The sequence below is a fragment of the Streptomyces sp. Tek67B01 genome, from assembly GCF_055231995.1.
Genome location: NZ_JBUYUY010000001.1, coordinates 3447375 through 3466290, shown reverse-complemented (window position 1 = coordinate 3466290; position 18916 = coordinate 3447375). Strand labels below are relative to the sequence as shown.

At 62.0% G+C, this 18916-nt stretch carries 6 protein-coding genes, 6 rRNA genes and 2 pseudogenes; 10 read left to right on the top strand and 4 right to left on the bottom strand.

Annotated elements, in window-relative coordinates:
- Window positions 1-81: 81 nt before the first annotated feature.
- The 6 genes from ACV7NM_RS15560 to ACV7NM_RS15535 all read left to right on the top strand — a co-directional run bounded on the left by ACV7NM_RS15560 (window position 82) and on the right by ACV7NM_RS15535 (window position 7076).
- Window positions 82-615 carry a MarR family winged helix-turn-helix transcriptional regulator gene (locus ACV7NM_RS15560; protein WP_136210625.1) on the top strand — a complete coding sequence of 178 codons (534 nt, stop codon included), beginning with the start codon at window positions 82-84 and terminating at the stop codon, window positions 613-615.
- A 554-nt stretch (window positions 616-1169) separates the two neighbouring features.
- Window positions 1170-2694 (top strand): 16S ribosomal RNA (locus tag ACV7NM_RS15555).
- Window positions 2695-2977: 283 nt separating this feature from the next.
- A 23S ribosomal RNA gene (locus tag ACV7NM_RS15550) occupies window positions 2978-6101 on the top strand.
- A 73-nt stretch (window positions 6102-6174) separates the two neighbouring features.
- Window positions 6175-6291: ribosomal RNA gene (rrf, locus tag ACV7NM_RS15545) — 5S ribosomal RNA — on the top strand.
- The 16S, 23S and 5S rRNA genes sit together here, the layout of an rRNA operon.
- Before the next feature lie 141 nt (window positions 6292-6432).
- Window positions 6433-6789 (top strand): hypothetical protein, encoded by a 357-nt coding sequence (locus ACV7NM_RS15540; protein WP_463410838.1) that lies wholly within the window; start codon window positions 6433-6435, stop codon window positions 6787-6789.
- Window positions 6786-7076, top strand: coding sequence for a hypothetical protein (locus tag ACV7NM_RS15535; RefSeq protein WP_463410837.1), 291 nt, complete (start codon window positions 6786-6788; stop codon window positions 7074-7076). Before ACV7NM_RS15540 ends, ACV7NM_RS15535 begins: the two co-directional genes overlap by 4 nt.
- Before the next feature lie 454 nt (window positions 7077-7530).
- Here ACV7NM_RS15535 and ACV7NM_RS15530 read toward each other — a convergent pair.
- Both ACV7NM_RS15530 and ACV7NM_RS15525 read right to left on the bottom strand, forming a co-directional pair.
- Window positions 7531-8208: pseudogene (locus tag ACV7NM_RS15530) on the bottom strand (hypothetical protein).
- Between the two features lie 772 nt (window positions 8209-8980).
- Window positions 8981-9526: pseudogene (locus ACV7NM_RS15525) on the bottom strand (transposase); the annotation flags it as partial.
- A 606-nt stretch (window positions 9527-10132) separates the two neighbouring features.
- Between ACV7NM_RS15525 and ACV7NM_RS15520 the strand changes: the two are divergent.
- The 4 genes from ACV7NM_RS15520 to ACV7NM_RS15505 all read left to right on the top strand — a co-directional run bounded on the left by ACV7NM_RS15520 (window position 10133) and on the right by ACV7NM_RS15505 (window position 15953).
- Window positions 10133-11657, top strand: a 16S ribosomal RNA gene (locus ACV7NM_RS15520).
- 283 nt (window positions 11658-11940) lie between these two features.
- Window positions 11941-15064 (top strand): 23S ribosomal RNA (locus ACV7NM_RS15515).
- Window positions 15065-15137: 73 nt separating this feature from the next.
- Window positions 15138-15254, top strand: a 5S ribosomal RNA gene (gene rrf / locus ACV7NM_RS15510).
- A 132-nt stretch (window positions 15255-15386) separates the two neighbouring features.
- Window positions 15387-15953 (top strand): GNAT family N-acetyltransferase, encoded by a 567-nt coding sequence (locus ACV7NM_RS15505; protein WP_463410836.1) that lies wholly within the window; start codon window positions 15387-15389, stop codon window positions 15951-15953.
- Here ACV7NM_RS15505 and ACV7NM_RS15500 read toward each other — a convergent pair.
- Both ACV7NM_RS15500 and ACV7NM_RS15495 read right to left on the bottom strand, forming a co-directional pair.
- On the bottom strand, window positions 15950-17479 hold the full coding sequence (locus tag ACV7NM_RS15500) for a type VI secretion protein (RefSeq protein ID WP_463410835.1): 1530 nt from the start codon (window positions 17477-17479) through the stop codon (window positions 15950-15952). The two genes, ACV7NM_RS15505 and ACV7NM_RS15500, sit on opposite strands and share 4 nt — an antisense overlap.
- A 2-nt stretch (window positions 17480-17481) precedes the next feature.
- Window positions 17482-18897 carry an ATP-binding protein gene (locus ACV7NM_RS15495; protein WP_463410834.1) on the bottom strand — a complete coding sequence of 472 codons (1416 nt, stop codon included), beginning with the start codon at window positions 18895-18897 and terminating at the stop codon, window positions 17482-17484.
- Window positions 18898-18916 lie beyond the last annotated feature (19 nt).

The window sequence follows — 18916 nt, the reverse complement described above, 5'->3', positions numbered from 1 at the left end:
GACTTCATACCTAAAGTTCGATGCTTAACTCTACACATCGAAGGAGTTAGATGCCAATGAGCTCGTGCGATACTTCGGGGCATGGGTGAAACCGACGGCACTACCCCCGTCCACGAACCGAGCCTCGACGAGCAGATCGCCGTCTACCAGCGCGAGTTCCAGGACCTCGACCCCCAGGTCGAGAAGGTGGTCTCGGCACTGAGCCGGTTGAACCGCCGCATGAACGTCGCGTACGGGCGCCAGACAGCCGCCCTGGGCATCAGCAACGCGGAGTGGGAGGTCCTCAAGGCCCTCGTCATCTCCGGAGCCCCGTACCGCATGGGCCCGAGCGAGCTCGCGAAGCAGCTCGGCCTGACGCCGGCGGCGATGACCCACCGGATCGACCGGATGACGGCGGAGGGACTGGTCACCCGCGAACGGGACGAGTCGAACCGCGTCCGCGTGATCGTGGAGCTGACGGACGAGGGCCGCAGCAAGTGGCTCGACGCCATGCGCGCGGCGACCGTCTTCGAGGAGGACCTGCTCCAGGACCTCTCCACGGCGGAACGCGGGGTGCTGGGCGACATGCTCACCCGCCTCCTGGACCGCGTGGAAGACCTCCAAGCCCGGGGTTGACACGCCCCCCACAGGTCCGTAAGGTTCTTCGAGTTGTCCCAGGATCGGAAGGTTCCGGCGACAGCATATCCCGCCGCCTCGTTGCGGCACCCAACTCAGCACGATCTCCCACCGGGAACCAATTCGGCATGCCCGAATGAATTCCCGAAGGCCGATTATGAATCGCCGGGGAAATCCACTAGAGTTCTGGGAGTCGGAAGGGCCCAACAGCCCGGAAGACAAACCCCGCTGACCGGGGGTCAGGCCCGAAAGGGTCTGATAGAGTCGGAAACGCAAGAACAAAACGAAGAATAAAGGAAGCGCCCGGAGGAAAACCCGCGAGGGTGAGTACGAAGGAAGCGTCCGTTCCTTGAGAACTCAACAGCGTGCCAAAAATCAACGCCAGAAGTTGATACCCCGTCCATTTCGGTGGATGAGGTTCCTTTGAAAAAGTCCTGGCCCCGATTCGTTGGGGGCAGGCAATGAACACAGCGAGGACGTTGTGGTCGACCGGTCTTATTCCGACCTTGGTTGACCCGCTCTAAGTGTGTGTTTCACCCGATTACGGGTAAGCATTCATGGAGAGTTTGATCCTGGCTCAGGACGAACGCTGGCGGCGTGCTTAACACATGCAAGTCGAACGATGAAGCCCTTCGGGGTGGATTAGTGGCGAACGGGTGAGTAACACGTGGGCAATCTGCCCTTCACTCTGGGACAAGCCCTGGAAACGGGGTCTAATACCGGATAATACTCCTGCCTGCATGGGCGGGGGTTGAAAGCTCCGGCGGTGAAGGATGAGCCCGCGGCCTATCAGCTTGTTGGTGGGGTAATGGCCCACCAAGGCGACGACGGGTAGCCGGCCTGAGAGGGCGACCGGCCACACTGGGACTGAGACACGGCCCAGACTCCTACGGGAGGCAGCAGTGGGGAATATTGCACAATGGGCGAAAGCCTGATGCAGCGACGCCGCGTGAGGGATGACGGCCTTCGGGTTGTAAACCTCTTTCAGCAGGGAAGAAGCGAAAGTGACGGTACCTGCAGAAGAAGCGCCGGCTAACTACGTGCCAGCAGCCGCGGTAATACGTAGGGCGCAAGCGTTGTCCGGAATTATTGGGCGTAAAGAGCTCGTAGGCGGCTTGTCACGTCGGATGTGAAAGCCCGAGGCTTAACCTCGGGTCTGCATTCGATACGGGCTAGCTAGAGTGTGGTAGGGGAGATCGGAATTCCTGGTGTAGCGGTGAAATGCGCAGATATCAGGAGGAACACCGGTGGCGAAGGCGGATCTCTGGGCCATTACTGACGCTGAGGAGCGAAAGCGTGGGGAGCGAACAGGATTAGATACCCTGGTAGTCCACGCCGTAAACGTTGGGAACTAGGTGTTGGCGACATTCCACGTCGTCGGTGCCGCAGCTAACGCATTAAGTTCCCCGCCTGGGGAGTACGGCCGCAAGGCTAAAACTCAAAGGAATTGACGGGGGCCCGCACAAGCAGCGGAGCATGTGGCTTAATTCGACGCAACGCGAAGAACCTTACCAAGGCTTGACATATACCGGAAAGCATTAGAGATAGTGCCCCCCTTGTGGTCGGTATACAGGTGGTGCATGGCTGTCGTCAGCTCGTGTCGTGAGATGTTGGGTTAAGTCCCGCAACGAGCGCAACCCTTGTCCTGTGTTGCCAGCATGCCCTTCGGGGTGATGGGGACTCACAGGAGACCGCCGGGGTCAACTCGGAGGAAGGTGGGGACGACGTCAAGTCATCATGCCCCTTATGTCTTGGGCTGCACACGTGCTACAATGGCCGGTACAATGAGCTGCGATACCGTGAGGTGGAGCGAATCTCAAAAAGCCGGTCTCAGTTCGGATTGGGGTCTGCAACTCGACCCCATGAAGTCGGAGTTGCTAGTAATCGCAGATCAGCATTGCTGCGGTGAATACGTTCCCGGGCCTTGTACACACCGCCCGTCACGTCACGAAAGTCGGTAACACCCGAAGCCGGTGGCCCAACCCGTAAGGGAGGGAGCTGTCGAAGGTGGGACTGGCGATTGGGACGAAGTCGTAACAAGGTAGCCGTACCGGAAGGTGCGGCTGGATCACCTCCTTTCTAAGGAGCACAGTACCGATTGCAGACAAATGTTCTGCACGGTCAGCTCATGGGTGGAACGTTGATTAGTTGGCACCGGATGGTCTGATGGTTCTCGAGTACTGCTTCGGCGTGGAAAGAGGAGACGGAAGGTCTTCGGTGCTTGGCACGTTGTTGGGTGTCTGAGGGTACGGCCGTATGGCTGTCCTTCTGCGATGCCGGCCCCAGTGAACTTGTGCTTCGGTGCAGGGTGATGGGTGGCTGGTCGTTGCTTGAGAACTACACAGTGGACGCGAGCATCTGTGGCCAAGTTTTTAAGGGCGCACGGTGGATGCCTTGGCACCAGGAACCGATGAAGGACGTGAGAGGCCGCGATAGGCCCCGGGGAGCTGCCAACTGAGCTTTGATCCGGGGGTGTCCGAATGGGGAAACCCGGCAGTCGTCATGGGCTGTCACCCACTGCTGAACACATAGGCAGTGTGGAGGGAACGAGGGGAAGTGAAACATCTCAGTACCCTCAGGAAGAGAAAACAACCGTGATTCCGGGAGTAGTGGCGAGCGAAACCGGATGAGGCCAAACCGTATGCGTGTGATACCCGGCAGGGGTTGCGCATGCGGGGTTGTGGGAATTCTTTTGATCGGTCTGCCGGCCGGTCGGCGAGTCAGAAACCGTTGATGTAGTCGAAGGACATGCGAAAGGTCCGGCGTAGAGGGTAAGACCCCCGTAGACGAAACATCAGCGGCTTGCTTAAGAATCTCCCAAGTAGCACGGGGCCCGAGAAATCCCGTGTGAATCTGGCGGGACCACCCGCTAAGCCTAAATATTCCCTGGTGACCGATAGCGGATAGTACCGTGAGGGAATGGTGAAAAGTACCGCGGGAGCGGAGTGAAATAGTACCTGAAACCGTGTGCCTACAAGCCGTGGGAGCGTCGCCGTTGTTCTTCGGAACAACGGTCGTGACTGCGTGCCTTTTGAAGAATGAGCCTGCGAGTTAGCGGTGTGTAGCGAGGTTAACCCGTGTGGGGAAGCCGTAGCGAAAGCGAGTCCGAATAGGGCGATTGAGTTGCACGCTCTAGACCCGAAGCGGAGTGATCTAGCCATGGGCAGGTTGAAGCGGAGGTAAGACTTCGTGGAGGACCGAACCCACCAGGGTTGAAAACCTGGGGGATGACCTGTGGTTAGGGGTGAAAGGCCAATCAAACTCCGTGATAGCTGGTTCTCCCCGAAATGCATTTAGGTGCAGCGTCGTGTGTTTCTTGCCGGAGGTAGAGCACTGGATAGGCGATGGGCCCTACCGGGTTACTGACCTTAGCCAAACTCCGAATGCCGGTAAGTGAGAGCACGGCAGTGAGACTGTGGGGGATAAGCTCCATGGTCGAGAGGGAAACAGCCCAGAGCATCGACTAAGGCCCCCAAGCGTACGCTAAGTGGGAAAGGATGTGGAGTCGCAGAGACAACCAGGAGGTTGGCTTAGAAGCAGCCACCCTTGAAAGAGTGCGTAATAGCTCACTGGTCAAGTGATTCCGCGCCGACAATGTAGCGGGGCTCAAGCGTACCGCCGAAGTCGTGTCATTGCAGCAATAAGCCCCAACGGGTGTTGTGATGGGTAGGGGAGCGTCGTGTGCCGGGTGAAGCAGCAGCGGAAGCTAGTTGTGGACGGTTCACGAGTGAGAATGCAGGCATGAGTAGCGATACACACGTGAGAAACGTGTGCGCCGATTGACTAAGGGTTCCTGGGTCAAGCTGATCTGCCCAGGGTAAGTCGGGACCTAAGGCGAGGCCGACAGGCGTAGTCGATGGACAACCGGTTGATATTCCGGTACCCGCTTTGAAACGCCCAATATCGAATCAGGCGATGCTAAGTCCGTGAAGCCGTTCCGGACCCTTCGGGGAAAGGAAAGTGGTGGAGCCGACGAACCAGACTTGTAGTAGGTAAGCGATGGGGTGACGCAGGAAGGTAGTCCAGCCCGGGCGGTGGTTGTCCCGGGGTAAGGGTGTAGGCCGAGGGGTAGGCAAATCCGTCCCTCATTAAGGCTGAGACCTGATGCCGAGCCGATTGTGGTGAAGTGGATGATCCTATGCTGTCGAGAAAAGCCTCTAGCGAGTTTCATGGCGGCCCGTACCCTAAACCGACTCAGGTGGTCAGGTAGAGAATACCGAGGCGTTCGGGTGAACTATGGTTAAGGAACTCGGCAAAATGCCCCCGTAACTTCGGGAGAAGGGGGGCCATCACTGGTGAAGGAACTTGCTTCCTGAGCTGGGGGTGGCCGCAGAGACCAGCGAGAAGCGACTGTTTACTAAAAACACAGGTCCGTGCGAAGCCGTAAGGCGATGTATACGGACTGACGCCTGCCCGGTGCTGGAACGTTAAGGGGACCGGTTAGTGCGCTTTCGGGCGTGCGAAGCTGAGAACTTAAGCGCCAGTAAACGGCGGTGGTAACTATAACCATCCTAAGGTAGCGAAATTCCTTGTCGGGTAAGTTCCGACCTGCACGAATGGCGTAACGACTTCTCGACTGTCTCAACCATAGGCCCGGTGAAATTGCACTACGAGTAAAGATGCTCGTTTCGCGCAGCAGGACGGAAAGACCCCGGGACCTTTACTACAGTTTGATATTGGTGTTCGGTTCGGCTTGTGTAGGATAGGTGGGAGACTTTGAAGCCGTGACGCCAGTCATGGTGGAGTCGCCGTTGAAATACCACTCTGGTCGTGCTGGATGTCTAACCTCGGTCCGTGATCCGGATCAGGGACAGTGTCTGATGGGTAGTTTAACTGGGGCGGTTGCCTCCCAAAGGGTAACGGAGGCGCCCAAAGGTTCCCTCAGCCTGGTTGGCAATCAGGTGTTGAGTGTAAGTGCACAAGGGAGCTTGACTGTGAGACCGACGGGTCGAGCAGGGACGAAAGTCGGGACTAGTGATCCGGCGGTGGCTTGTGGAAGCGCCGTCGCTCAACGGATAAAAGGTACCCCGGGGATAACAGGCTGATCTTCCCCAAGAGTCCATATCGACGGGATGGTTTGGCACCTCGATGTCGGCTCGTCGCATCCTGGGGCTGGAGTCGGTCCCAAGGGTTGGGCTGTTCGCCCATTAAAGCGGTACGCGAGCTGGGTTTAGAACGTCGTGAGACAGTTCGGTCCCTATCCGCTGTGCGCGTAGGAATATTGAGAAGGGCTGTCCCTAGTACGAGAGGACCGGGACGGACGAACCTCTGGTGTGCCAGTTGTCCTGCCAAGGGCATGGCTGGTTGGCTACGTTCGGGAGGGATAACCGCTGAAAGCATCTAAGCGGGAAGCCTGCTTCGAGATGAGTATTCCCACCTCCTTGAGAGGGTAAGGCTCCCAGTAGACGACTGGGTTGATAGGCCAGATGTGGAAGCCCGGTAACGGGTGGAGCTGACTGGTACTAATAGGCCGAGGGCTTGTCCTCAGTTGCTCGCGTCCACTGTGTTAGTTCTGAAGTAACGACCGTGTTTTCATCCGGTTGGATATCTTCATAGTGTTTCGGTGGTCATAGCGTTAGGGAAACGCCCGGTTACATTCCGAACCCGGAAGCTAAGCCTTTCAGCGCCGATGGTACTGCAGGGGGGACCCTGTGGGAGAGTAGGACGCCGCCGAACAATCATTGTGGGAAAGCCCCGCACCAGCCCTTACCGGCTCGGTGCGGGGCTTTTCTGCGTTCCGGACCATTTTCGAGGCGACGGAAGCCACTCGGCTTGGCGGTGGGGCTGGGTATCCTGGCGACGTTCCCTGGAGGGCAGATGACAGCACAGCAGCTGGACGCCGGCGGCCCGCTCATCCCCCAGCCGGCCATGACGCGCGAGGCACTGCGGGACGCGGTGCGGCGGATCGACATGGCGAGCCTCGCCGCGCTCGACAAGGAATGCAACGAGGCGTTCGACCGGGCCGCGGAGACCGGTGCCATCAACCCGCTGCGGTTCTTCCTGATCAAGTGGGCCACTCATGTGGCCATCCATCGGTGGCCGGCGCGGTCGGCAGCGCTCCTGGAGGCGGAACGTGTCGCCGGGGACCCGGCATCGACGGAACAGGAGTTCCGGGCCGCCATGGAGACGAGCAGCCGCATCCTGGCCGAGGCCCAGGCGGAGATCGGTCTGTGACCCCGCGGGGGGAGGGCGTCGAGAGCGACAGCGGCTGGGCCTGGGAGTGCGATCCCGGCCGGGTATGGGTGCTCGGGGACATGCCCGTTGAGCAGCAAATGCTCGTCAGCGCGGTGATGGACGGTCTGGTCGACTTGGCCTCCATGGCCATCGACCCCAAGGACGGCAGCCTCTACGAGGACCCCCACCCCATGAGGCTGCGTACGTACGAGGACGAGCACCTGATGCTCTGGTACCAGACCGTCCCACACCGAAGCCGTGTGTACCTCAAGCGGGTCAACCTCTGACGGCGCCGCGAACGGTCGGCCGGCCAGACAGACTCGAGGCGGTCGTTGTGCGAGGTGGTCCGCGAAGAGACCATTCGAAGCCGAGCAGATCACCCAGCTCGAGGCCGACGTCGAGGCCACTAGCTTCGCCGCACCGTCCAGGTCGGCGGCCAGCCAGGGTGACGTAGCGACATGACGCCCGCTCCGACCTCGCCAGCCACCCGCCCATCACGCACGACGCCGTGGCCGGACCGGACTGGCCGGCGAAACGGCACGGGGTGGTACGGAGCCGGGGATGGTGGTTTGGGCGGCGTGTTCGACTTGTGGCGCAACGCAACGAGGTCGCCGACGGCCGGGCCACGGTGTGCCGGCTGCACGAGCAACCGTGGTTTAACGGAACACCGGGGACAGCTGGCCCCGGTTGCCTGGCTGGGTGGCTAGTGCTGTGACCGCGAAGGTTCGCCGAGTTGGGCGGTCAGGCCGCGGTGGGTAGTGGTCTGCCGCCCCAGCGGATGCCTTTTTCGCGGCGGATTCGGGCTAGCTCGCGTCGTCGTGCTGCGAGGACGTCGGGGCGGCCGGGCGTTTGGGTCGGGGTGAAGCACAGCTCGACCTTGTTGTGGACCCCCACCTGCGGATTCTCCGGTTCCGGAGGGCGGTGAGGTTGTCGAGGATCACGTAGAGCGGGGCGCCGTTCGGGCGGGCCGCTCGGATCGTTCTCAGGGCGGCCGAGGTGTGGCCGATGCCCTTGCGGCGCCGGCTGGTGCCCCACAGTTGGTCGTCACCGACGGAGTAGCACCCGTGGAAGCAGTCCGGAGACTCCTTCCAGGTCTTCCTGTGCTGGCAGGAGATCCTGCGGCGGGTGAGTAAGCACCGCAGGGCCTCCCGGCATGGTTGGTCAGGTGGTGGTCGTCTGGACGACGAAGCCCTCGTCCTCACGGTCGGGAAGGCGGGGACGGCTCCCGCCCAGCGAGGGTTCAGGCAAACGGGCCACGCCCGAGGGTTCAGGCAAACGGGCCACGCCGCCCCCGGCCGAAGCCGGAGTACTGTCGACCCGCCGGAACCGCACCGAACTCGTGCTGCCCCGCCGGACGATGTGCTGGAGTCTCTGCCCCGCCTGCTCCGGCAGCCCGCGAACTCGCACCGGTTGCGTCAGCCCGCCTACTCAGACTGGTTGGAGAACTCATCTCCAACCAGCACAACGAGCAATCGGCGAACCTTGCCGGTCACAGCACTAGGCGCAATGGGCTCTCACCTTGAACCCTCCGCAAGAACTGAAGGCAATGGTGGTGGAAGTAGGGCTGCATGATCCCTACCTCGTGTTCTACGCAGACGGTGTGCTGTGCCTGCGGCGCGGCCTGCACGACGTCACCCCCGAGCAGCCCCTGCGCGGGGGTGACGTGCCTCGGGAGGGAGCTGCCGTGGTTGAACAACGTGATGGCAGACCCGGAGGATGGCACGACACACTGCTCAACCAGACTTCGAGCAGTACGACCGGCTTCGCCAGGCCGGATGTGAGACCGCCCTGGCTCGTCGGTCGCTGGACCCACACTTCCGATCCATCCGGCCTGCGTCGCACCGGTCGTGGGGCCCAATCTCCGCACGCCCTCGCAGTTCACTGCGTCGATGAGCTCCACCGCCCGCCGCTTGAGCCGCCGGTGACCTGTCCACCGCGGCAGCCCACCGGGGGATCGGTCGACGAGCCGGGCCGTGGAGCCCGACTCGCTTCGTGTTCACCGCGGGGTCTGAGCGGAGAGCCGCCTTTGCCGGACCGGGGCTGCCCGTCTTCGACACGGACGCAGACATCGTTCTTGTGCCGGTTCCCCCGATGACCGGTGCGACCTGGCCCCGGCCGGCTCGGCGCCGCTGGGCAGAAGTTTCGTCCAGGAGCATTGCGTAACAGGACGTCGGCCTGCGTTCGGCCCGACCCGCTTGAGCTGGTTGTTTCCACTTCGGGAGGGTTGTTCGCCGCGGATTGAGCAGCCCGAGCTGTGGGTCGCCGGAGCGAGTCCGGCGTAGGGGGCAAGGTGGCCGGCGGTCGGGAAGGTGCTGCCGTCGCCGACCTCGATCAGGACGCGGGCTCCGGTCCTGACGCCGACTCCCGGCAGCGAGGGTCCGGCCCTTGGAAAGGGGGAGCTTCCAGCAGCTCCTCGCTCCGGCCGGCCGGCATCTCCTCGACCAGCCGCTCGGCCACCTTCGGGGGCTTCGGTCGCAGCAGGGCGACCAGCCGCCGCTGTCCGGTCTTGCGTATCTGAGCCGGTGGCCCGAACCGTTCCAGCACCGTGGGGACGGCCGGGTGCTGCAAGCGTGGCCCCAGCGCCGAGGAGCATCTCCGGCTCAGCGATCGTCTTGTCCTCGTCGTCGATCGTCCGCAGCGTGTACGGCATCGCGCGGGCGGCGTCAGCGACGATGAACGCGTCTTTCGCGTCGTTCTTCGCCTCGCCGGGGTACAGGTCGGCGATCCGCCGCCAGGGCGGAGGCGGCGCCATCGCGCAGTCCGCGTCCGCACGGGGGCCTGCACGGCGTCGGGGACGGGCGATTTTGACCGTGCGGGGGGCAGGGTTGTAGAGTAGAACGGTTGCCTGGAGCTGAGAGGTTCGGCAGCACGCCCCCGAGGAAGGCAATTCCGATCGGGGCGCCTCGACCCTTCGATCAGGATTCTGAAGCCGGGAAATCCGGTGGAAAAGTTCTGATAGAGTCGGTCTCGCCGGAAAGGGAAACGCGAAAGCGAAGAACTGGAAAGCGAATCCCGCTTCGACCGGGAATCGGACACGAGAGAGTCTGATAGAGTCGGAAACGCAAGAACAAAACGAAGAACAAAGGAAGCGCCCGGAGGAAAACCCGCGAGGGTGAGTACGAAGGAAGCGTCCGTTCCTTGAGAACTCAACAGCGTGCCAAAAATCAACGCCAGAAGTTGATACCCCGTCCATTTCGGTGGATGAGGTTCCTTTGAAAAAGTCCTGGCCCCGATTCGTTGGGGGCAGGCAATGAACACAGCGAGGACGTTGTGGTCGACCGGTCTTATTCCGACCTTGGTTGACCCGCTCTAAGTGTGTGTTTCACCCGATTACGGGTAAGCATTCATGGAGAGTTTGATCCTGGCTCAGGACGAACGCTGGCGGCGTGCTTAACACATGCAAGTCGAACGATGAAGCCCTTCGGGGTGGATTAGTGGCGAACGGGTGAGTAACACGTGGGCAATCTGCCCTTCACTCTGGGACAAGCCCTGGAAACGGGGTCTAATACCGGATAATACTCCTGCCTGCATGGGCGGGGGTTGAAAGCTCCGGCGGTGAAGGATGAGCCCGCGGCCTATCAGCTTGTTGGTGGGGTAATGGCCCACCAAGGCGACGACGGGTAGCCGGCCTGAGAGGGCGACCGGCCACACTGGGACTGAGACACGGCCCAGACTCCTACGGGAGGCAGCAGTGGGGAATATTGCACAATGGGCGAAAGCCTGATGCAGCGACGCCGCGTGAGGGATGACGGCCTTCGGGTTGTAAACCTCTTTCAGCAGGGAAGAAGCGAAAGTGACGGTACCTGCAGAAGAAGCGCCGGCTAACTACGTGCCAGCAGCCGCGGTAATACGTAGGGCGCAAGCGTTGTCCGGAATTATTGGGCGTAAAGAGCTCGTAGGCGGCTTGTCACGTCGGATGTGAAAGCCCGAGGCTTAACCTCGGGTCTGCATTCGATACGGGCTAGCTAGAGTGTGGTAGGGGAGATCGGAATTCCTGGTGTAGCGGTGAAATGCGCAGATATCAGGAGGAACACCGGTGGCGAAGGCGGATCTCTGGGCCATTACTGACGCTGAGGAGCGAAAGCGTGGGGAGCGAACAGGATTAGATACCCTGGTAGTCCACGCCGTAAACGTTGGGAACTAGGTGTTGGCGACATTCCACGTCGTCGGTGCCGCAGCTAACGCATTAAGTTCCCCGCCTGGGGAGTACGGCCGCAAGGCTAAAACTCAAAGGAATTGACGGGGGCCCGCACAAGCAGCGGAGCATGTGGCTTAATTCGACGCAACGCGAAGAACCTTACCAAGGCTTGACATATACCGGAAAGCATTAGAGATAGTGCCCCCCTTGTGGTCGGTATACAGGTGGTGCATGGCTGTCGTCAGCTCGTGTCGTGAGATGTTGGGTTAAGTCCCGCAACGAGCGCAACCCTTGTCCTGTGTTGCCAGCATGCCCTTCGGGGTGATGGGGACTCACAGGAGACCGCCGGGGTCAACTCGGAGGAAGGTGGGGACGACGTCAAGTCATCATGCCCCTTATGTCTTGGGCTGCACACGTGCTACAATGGCCGGTACAATGAGCTGCGATACCGTGAGGTGGAGCGAATCTCAAAAAGCCGGTCTCAGTTCGGATTGGGGTCTGCAACTCGACCCCATGAAGTCGGAGTTGCTAGTAATCGCAGATCAGCATTGCTGCGGTGAATACGTTCCCGGGCCTTGTACACACCGCCCGTCACGTCACGAAAGTCGGTAACACCCGAAGCCGGTGGCCCAACCCGTAAGGGAGGGAGCTGTCGAAGGTGGGACTGGCGATTGGGACGAAGTCGTAACAAGGTAGCCGTACCGGAAGGTGCGGCTGGATCACCTCCTTTCTAAGGAGCACAGTACCGATTGCAGACAAATGTTCTGCACGGTCAGCTCATGGGTGGAACGTTGATTAGTTGGCACGGTTTCGGAAACTTCCTGTAAGTACTGCTTCGGCGTGGAACACAGTGACAGTGGACGGGATCGTGCTTGGCACGTTGTTGGGTGTCTGAGGGTACGGCCGTATGGCTGTCCTTCTGCGATGCCGGCCCCAGTGAACTTGTGCTTCGGTGCAGGGTGATGGGTGGCTGGTCGTTGCTTGAGAACTACACAGTGGACGCGAGCATCTGTGGCCAAGTTTTTAAGGGCGCACGGTGGATGCCTTGGCACCAGGAACCGATGAAGGACGTGAGAGGCCGCGATAGGCCCCGGGGAGCTGCCAACTGAGCTTTGATCCGGGGGTGTCCGAATGGGGAAACCCGGCAGTCGTCATGGGCTGTCACCCACTGCTGAACACATAGGCAGTGTGGAGGGAACGAGGGGAAGTGAAACATCTCAGTACCCTCAGGAAGAGAAAACAACCGTGATTCCGGGAGTAGTGGCGAGCGAAACCGGATGAGGCCAAACCGTATGCGTGTGATACCCGGCAGGGGTTGCGCATGCGGGGTTGTGGGAATTCTTTTGATCGGTCTGCCGGCCGGTCGGCGAGTCAGAAACCGTTGATGTAGTCGAAGGACATGCGAAAGGTCCGGCGTAGAGGGTAAGACCCCCGTAGACGAAACATCAGCGGCTTGCTTAAGAATCTCCCAAGTAGCACGGGGCCCGAGAAATCCCGTGTGAATCTGGCGGGACCACCCGCTAAGCCTAAATATTCCCTGGTGACCGATAGCGGATAGTACCGTGAGGGAATGGTGAAAAGTACCGCGGGAGCGGAGTGAAATAGTACCTGAAACCGTGTGCCTACAAGCCGTGGGAGCGTCGCCGTTGTTCTTCGGAACAACGGTCGTGACTGCGTGCCTTTTGAAGAATGAGCCTGCGAGTTAGCGGTGTGTAGCGAGGTTAACCCGTGTGGGGAAGCCGTAGCGAAAGCGAGTCCGAATAGGGCGATTGAGTTGCACGCTCTAGACCCGAAGCGGAGTGATCTAGCCATGGGCAGGTTGAAGCGGAGGTAAGACTTCGTGGAGGACCGAACCCACCAGGGTTGAAAACCTGGGGGATGACCTGTGGTTAGGGGTGAAAGGCCAATCAAACTCCGTGATAGCTGGTTCTCCCCGAAATGCATTTAGGTGCAGCGTCGTGTGTTTCTTGCCGGAGGTAGAGCACTGGATAGGCGATGGGCCCTACCGGGTTACTGACCTTAGCCAAACTCCGAATGCCGGTAAGTGAGAGCACGGCAGTGAGACTGTGGGGGATAAGCTCCATGGTCGAGAGGGAAACAGCCCAGAGCATCGACTAAGGCCCCCAAGCGTACGCTAAGTGGGAAAGGATGTGGAGTCGCAGAGACAACCAGGAGGTTGGCTTAGAAGCAGCCACCCTTGAAAGAGTGCGTAATAGCTCACTGGTCAAGTGATTCCGCGCCGACAATGTAGCGGGGCTCAAGCGTACCGCCGAAGTCGTGTCATTGCAGCAATAAGCCCCAACGGGTGTTGTGATGGGTAGGGGAGCGTCGTGTGCCGGGTGAAGCAGCAGCGGAAGCTAGTTGTGGACGGTTCACGAGTGAGAATGCAGGCATGAGTAGCGATACACACGTGAGAAACGTGTGCGCCGATTGACTAAGGGTTCCTGGGTCAAGCTGATCTGCCCAGGGTAAGTCGGGACCTAAGGCGAGGCCGACAGGCGTAGTCGATGGACAACCGGTTGATATTCCGGTACCCGCTTTGAAACGCCCAATATCGAATCAGGCGATGCTAAGTCCGTGAAGCCGTTCCGGACCCTTCGGGGAAAGGAAAGTGGTGGAGCCGACGAACCAGACTTGTAGTAGGTAAGCGATGGGGTGACGCAGGAAGGTAGTCCAGCCCGGGCGGTGGTTGTCCCGGGGTAAGGGTGTAGGCCGAGGGGTAGGCAAATCCGTCCCTCATTAAGGCTGAGACCTGATGCCGAGCCGATTGTGGTGAAGTGGATGATCCTATGCTGTCGAGAAAAGCCTCTAGCGAGTTTCATGGCGGCCCGTACCCTAAACCGACTCAGGTGGTCAGGTAGAGAATACCGAGGCGTTCGGGTGAACTATGGTTAAGGAACTCGGCAAAATGCCCCCGTAACTTCGGGAGAAGGGGGGCCATCACTGGTGAAGGAACTTGCTTCCTGAGCTGGGGGTGGCCGCAGAGACCAGCGAGAAGCGACTGTTTACTAAAAACACAGGTCCGTGCGAAGCCGTAAGGCGATGTATACGGACTGACGCCTGCCCGGTGCTGGAACGTTAAGGGGACCGGTTAGTGCGCTTTCGGGCGTGCGAAGCTGAGAACTTAAGCGCCAGTAAACGGCGGTGGTAACTATAACCATCCTAAGGTAGCGAAATTCCTTGTCGGGTAAGTTCCGACCTGCACGAATGGCGTAACGACTTCTCGACTGTCTCAACCATAGGCCCGGTGAAATTGCACTACGAGTAAAGATGCTCGTTTCGCGCAGCAGGACGGAAAGACCCCGGGACCTTTACTACAGTTTGATATTGGTGTTCGGTTCGGCTTGTGTAGGATAGGTGGGAGACTTTGAAGCCGTGACGCCAGTCATGGTGGAGTCGCCGTTGAAATACCACTCTGGTCGTGCTGGATGTCTAACCTCGGTCCGTGATCCGGATCAGGGACAGTGTCTGATGGGTAGTTTAACTGGGGCGGTTGCCTCCCAAAGGGTAACGGAGGCGCCCAAAGGTTCCCTCAGCCTGGTTGGCAATCAGGTGTTGAGTGTAAGTGCACAAGGGAGCTTGACTGTGAGACCGACGGGTCGAGCAGGGACGAAAGTCGGGACTAGTGATCCGGCGGTGGCTTGTGGAAGCGCCGTCGCTCAACGGATAAAAGGTACCCCGGGGATAACAGGCTGATCTTCCCCAAGAGTCCATATCGACGGGATGGTTTGGCACCTCGATGTCGGCTCGTCGCATCCTGGGGCTGGAGTCGGTCCCAAGGGTTGGGCTGTTCGCCCATTAAAGCGGTACGCGAGCTGGGTTTAGAACGTCGTGAGACAGTTCGGTCCCTATCCGCTGTGCGCGTAGGAATATTGAGAAGGGCTGTCCCTAGTACGAGAGGACCGGGACGGACGAACCTCTGGTGTGCCAGTTGTCCTGCCAAGGGCATGGCTGGTTGGCTACGTTCGGGAGGGATAACCGCTGAAAGCATCTAAGCGGGAAGCCTGCTTCGAGATGAGTATTCCCACCTCCTTGAGAGGGTAAGGCTCCCAGTAGACGACTGGGTTGATAGGCCAGATGTGGAAGCCCGGTAACGGGTGGAGCTGACTGGTACTAATAGGCCGAGGGCTTGTCCTCAGTTGCTCGCGTCCACTGTGTTAGTTCTGAAGTAACGACCGTGTTTTCATCCGGTTGGATATCTTCATAGTGTTTCGGTGGTCATAGCGTTAGGGAAACGCCCGGTTACATTCCGAACCCGGAAGCTAAGCCTTTCAGCGCCGATGGTACTGCAGGGGGGACCCTGTGGGAGAGTAGGACGCCGCCGAACAATCATTGTGGGAAAGCCCCGCACCAGCCCTTACCGGCTCGGTGCGGGGCTTTTCTGCGTTCCGGACCCTGTTGCCCCGACCGCTGAAATATGTCGTGCGCTGCGCGAGAGGGAGTGGTTGGATTCGCTGCTATGAATCGACATGTAATACGGCCGGTGCGGCGCGACGAGTGGGAGAAGGCGAAGGAGTTGCGGCTCACCGCGCTTCGGGACCCGGCTGCGGCCGTCGCTTTCCTGGAGACGGTGGAGCAGGCGGAGGCCCAGCCGGACGAGTTCTGGCAGGGCCGTACCGAGCGGGCCGCCCAGGGGCGGGGGGCGCGCCAGTTCATTGCCGAAGCGCCTGACGGGCGGTGGGACGGCTCGGTGACGCTGCTGGTCGAGGGGGCCGGCGTGCCGGACTACTTCGGTGAGGTGGTCGAGCAGGAGCAGGGGCACCTGGTGGGTGTGTTCGTGCGCGCCGAGCAGCGGGGGACGGGGCTGACCGAGGCGTTGTTCCAGGCCGCGCTGGAGTGGGCGTGGTCGTTGGAGGGGCCCGAGGTGGAGCGCGTACGTCTCTTCGTGCACGAGGAGAACGCCCGGGCCGAGGCGTTCTACCGGAGGTTCGGTTTCCGGGAGAGCGGCGTGACCGTGCCGATGCCGGGGGATCTGGGCGGGGCGAAGGAGCGGGAGTACGTCTTCGCGAGGCCCGGGCGGGGTTAGTCGCGCTGCCGGGGGCCGGCGGGGGTGAACTCGGCGGCCTCGGGCCAGCGGGCGCGGGCCTGTTCCCGGCTCCGGCACAGGGCGAGGAGGGGAAGCGTGTCGTCTTGGAGGAGTTCGGGGAGCTGCGGGACGGGGGCGACCGCGGCGATGTCTTCCAGGATGAGCGTGAGTGGTGGGTCGAGCCGACCGTGGGATGACCTGGCGGCCATGCGACGGCCGTGCTCGACCACGCTTGCGGCGAGTGCGGTCAGCAGGGGCATCGCACCCGGGTGGGTACGGGGGTCTTCCAGCGGTTCGCCCACCACGTAGAGGGTTCCCCCCTCGGTGACGAACGATGCCAGGGTCAGCGAATCCGTTCGATTGGGATTGCATGCCTCGCGGATGTGTACCGAGGTGAGGCAGGACAGGGCCCGTGCCGTCAGGTGCTGGGCCTGCTCGCGTCGTTGGGGGTGGGCGGTCAGGGCGCTTTCGAGTTCGCCGGCGGAGCCCGCGACGGCTTGGGGGTGCGTGCGCAGGATGCGGACCGGGTCCTGGGCGTTGGTGCCTTGGGCCCAGCGGTGGAGCTGCTTGAAGGGCCGGTCGTCGAGGGCGGCGGCGTGGAGCCAGCTGCGCAGGAGGGTTTCCGCGGTGTCGGCGATGGCGGCGTCCATGCGGGCCTGGGGGCGTACGGGGGCCAGTAGGGCGACCGTTCGGGCGGCGGCGGTGTCGCGGTCCGCGCAGCCTTCGGTCGGGTTCCAGTGCATGCGGGCCGGGGTGTCGCACAGGTGGGAGGGGTCGTAGAGGAGGACCGGGCCGAGTTTGGCGCGGGCGTCCTTGGTCGTGGCCCAGAGGGTGGGGGAGGAGGTGACGACGAGGGCCGCGCCTTCTGCGGAGGCGAGGAAGGTCGTAGCCGCGTGGTGGCGCGTGGAGGGTGGGGCGTAGGAGATGCGGGGGGTGGGGGTTGTGAGGGGGGCAGCTGTGGGGCCCTGGGGGGTTGTGGGGGTCGGGGCGTAGCCGAAGCCGTAGCGGTAGGCGTCTTCAGTGGGGGCGGGTGTGGGCGCGGGTGTGGGTGTAAGGGTCGGAGTGGCGGTCTTGTCGGGGGTGATGTTCCCGGGCTCCCGGGCCTCGAACGCCGGCGGGGTCGGGTGTGCCGGGGCGGGCTCGAACGCCGGGGAGGGTGGAAGCCGGCGGCGGGCTTTGGTGCGGGTGATGACGCCCATGGTGAAGACGGTGACGACCAGGAGGATCAGCAGCTGGCTGACGAAGAGGCCCCAGAAGAGGCCCCACCCGGAGAGGGCCGAGGGGTCGGTGTCGGGCCATGCCGCGGCGATGTCGTGTGGTTCCGTTATCAGGGCGCGGACGGCCCCCGGCGTACGGGTGAAAGTGACCGTGGCCGGCCAGGCGCCCTTCGCGAAGAGGGCTGCCAGGCCGGTGGTCGACCAGATCAGGACGGCGAGGCCGAGGAGGAAGGCCAGGAGGCCGACCAGGACTCCGTCGGGGATGCCGCCGGTGCGCGCGGGTGGGTCCGTACGTCGGGGGTCGGGCATGGCTACGCCACCGTGGTCGCCGAGCCGGGGCCGCCGTTGCGATGGCGTTCCATGCGCAGGGCGCGCTGTTCCGCTTCGAATTCGGCGGCCAGGAAATCGTCGGGGAGTTGCGGGGCGGAGGATTCCGTCATGGCGCGGTCGGTGTAGACGAGGGGGCGTTCGGCTTCGGTGATCAGGTGTTTGACGACCTGTACGTTGCCGTTGACGTCCCAGACGGCGATGCCGGGGGTGAGGGTCGGGATGATCTCCACGGCCCAGCGGGGCAGGCCGAGGACGCGGCCGGTGGCGCGTGCCTCGTCGGCTTTCTGGGCGTAGATGGTGCGGGTGGAGGCCATCTTCAAGATGGCCGCGGCTTCTCGGGCCGCTGCTCCGTCGACTACGTCCGAGAGGTGGTGGACGACGGCGACGAAGGACAGGCCGAGGCGGCGGCCGAACTTCAGGAGGCGCTGGAACAGCTGGGCGACGAAGGGGCTGTTGATGATGTGCCAGGCCTCTTCGACGAGGAAGATGCGCTTTTTTCGGTCCGGGCGGATCCAGGTGTGTTCCAGCCAGACGCCGACGATCGCCATGAGGATCGGCATCGCGATGGAGTTGCGGTCGATGTGGGACAGGTCGAAGACGATGAGCGGGGCGTCGAGGTCGATGCCGACGGTGGTGGGGCCGTCGAACATGCCGCGCAGGTCGCCGTCGACGAGGCGGTCGAGGACGAGGGCGACGTCGAGGCCCCAGGCCCGGACATCGTCTATGTCGACGTTCATCGCCTCGGCGGACTCGGGTTTGGGGTGGCGCAGCTGTTCCACGATGTCGGTGAGGACGGGTTGACGGTCGCGGGCCGTTGCGACGACGTAGGCGTGCGCGACCTTGAGGGCGAAGCCGGAGCGTTCGTCCAGGCCGTGTCCCATGGCGACTTCGATGATGGTGCGGAGCAGCGCGAGCTGCCCGGTGGTGGTGATCGCCGGGTCGAGGGGGTTGAGGCGGATTCCGTCGTCGTTGGCGGCGATGGGATCCAGGCGGATGGGGGTTATCCCCAGCTGTTGGGCGATGAGGTTCCACTCGCCGACGCCGTCCTCGCCCTGGGCGTCGAGGACGACGACTTGGCGGTCGCGGAAGCGGAGCTGGCGTAGGACGTAGGTCTTCTCCAGGGCGGACTTGCCGTTGCCGGATTCGCCGAGGACCAGCCAGTGGGGGGCGGGGAGCTGTTGCCCGTAGAGCTGGAAGGGGTCGTAGATGTAGCCCTTGCCGCTGTAGACCTCGCGGCCGATGATGACGCCGGAGTCGCCGAGGCCGGGGGCGGCGGTGGGCAGGTAGACGGCCTGCGCCTGGCCGGTGGAGGTGCGGACGGGCAGGCGGGTGGTTTCGACCTTGCCGAAGAGGAAGCTGGTGAAGGCGTCCGTCAGAGCGGACATGGGATCTCGCATGGGCGGCACTTCCTTCCGG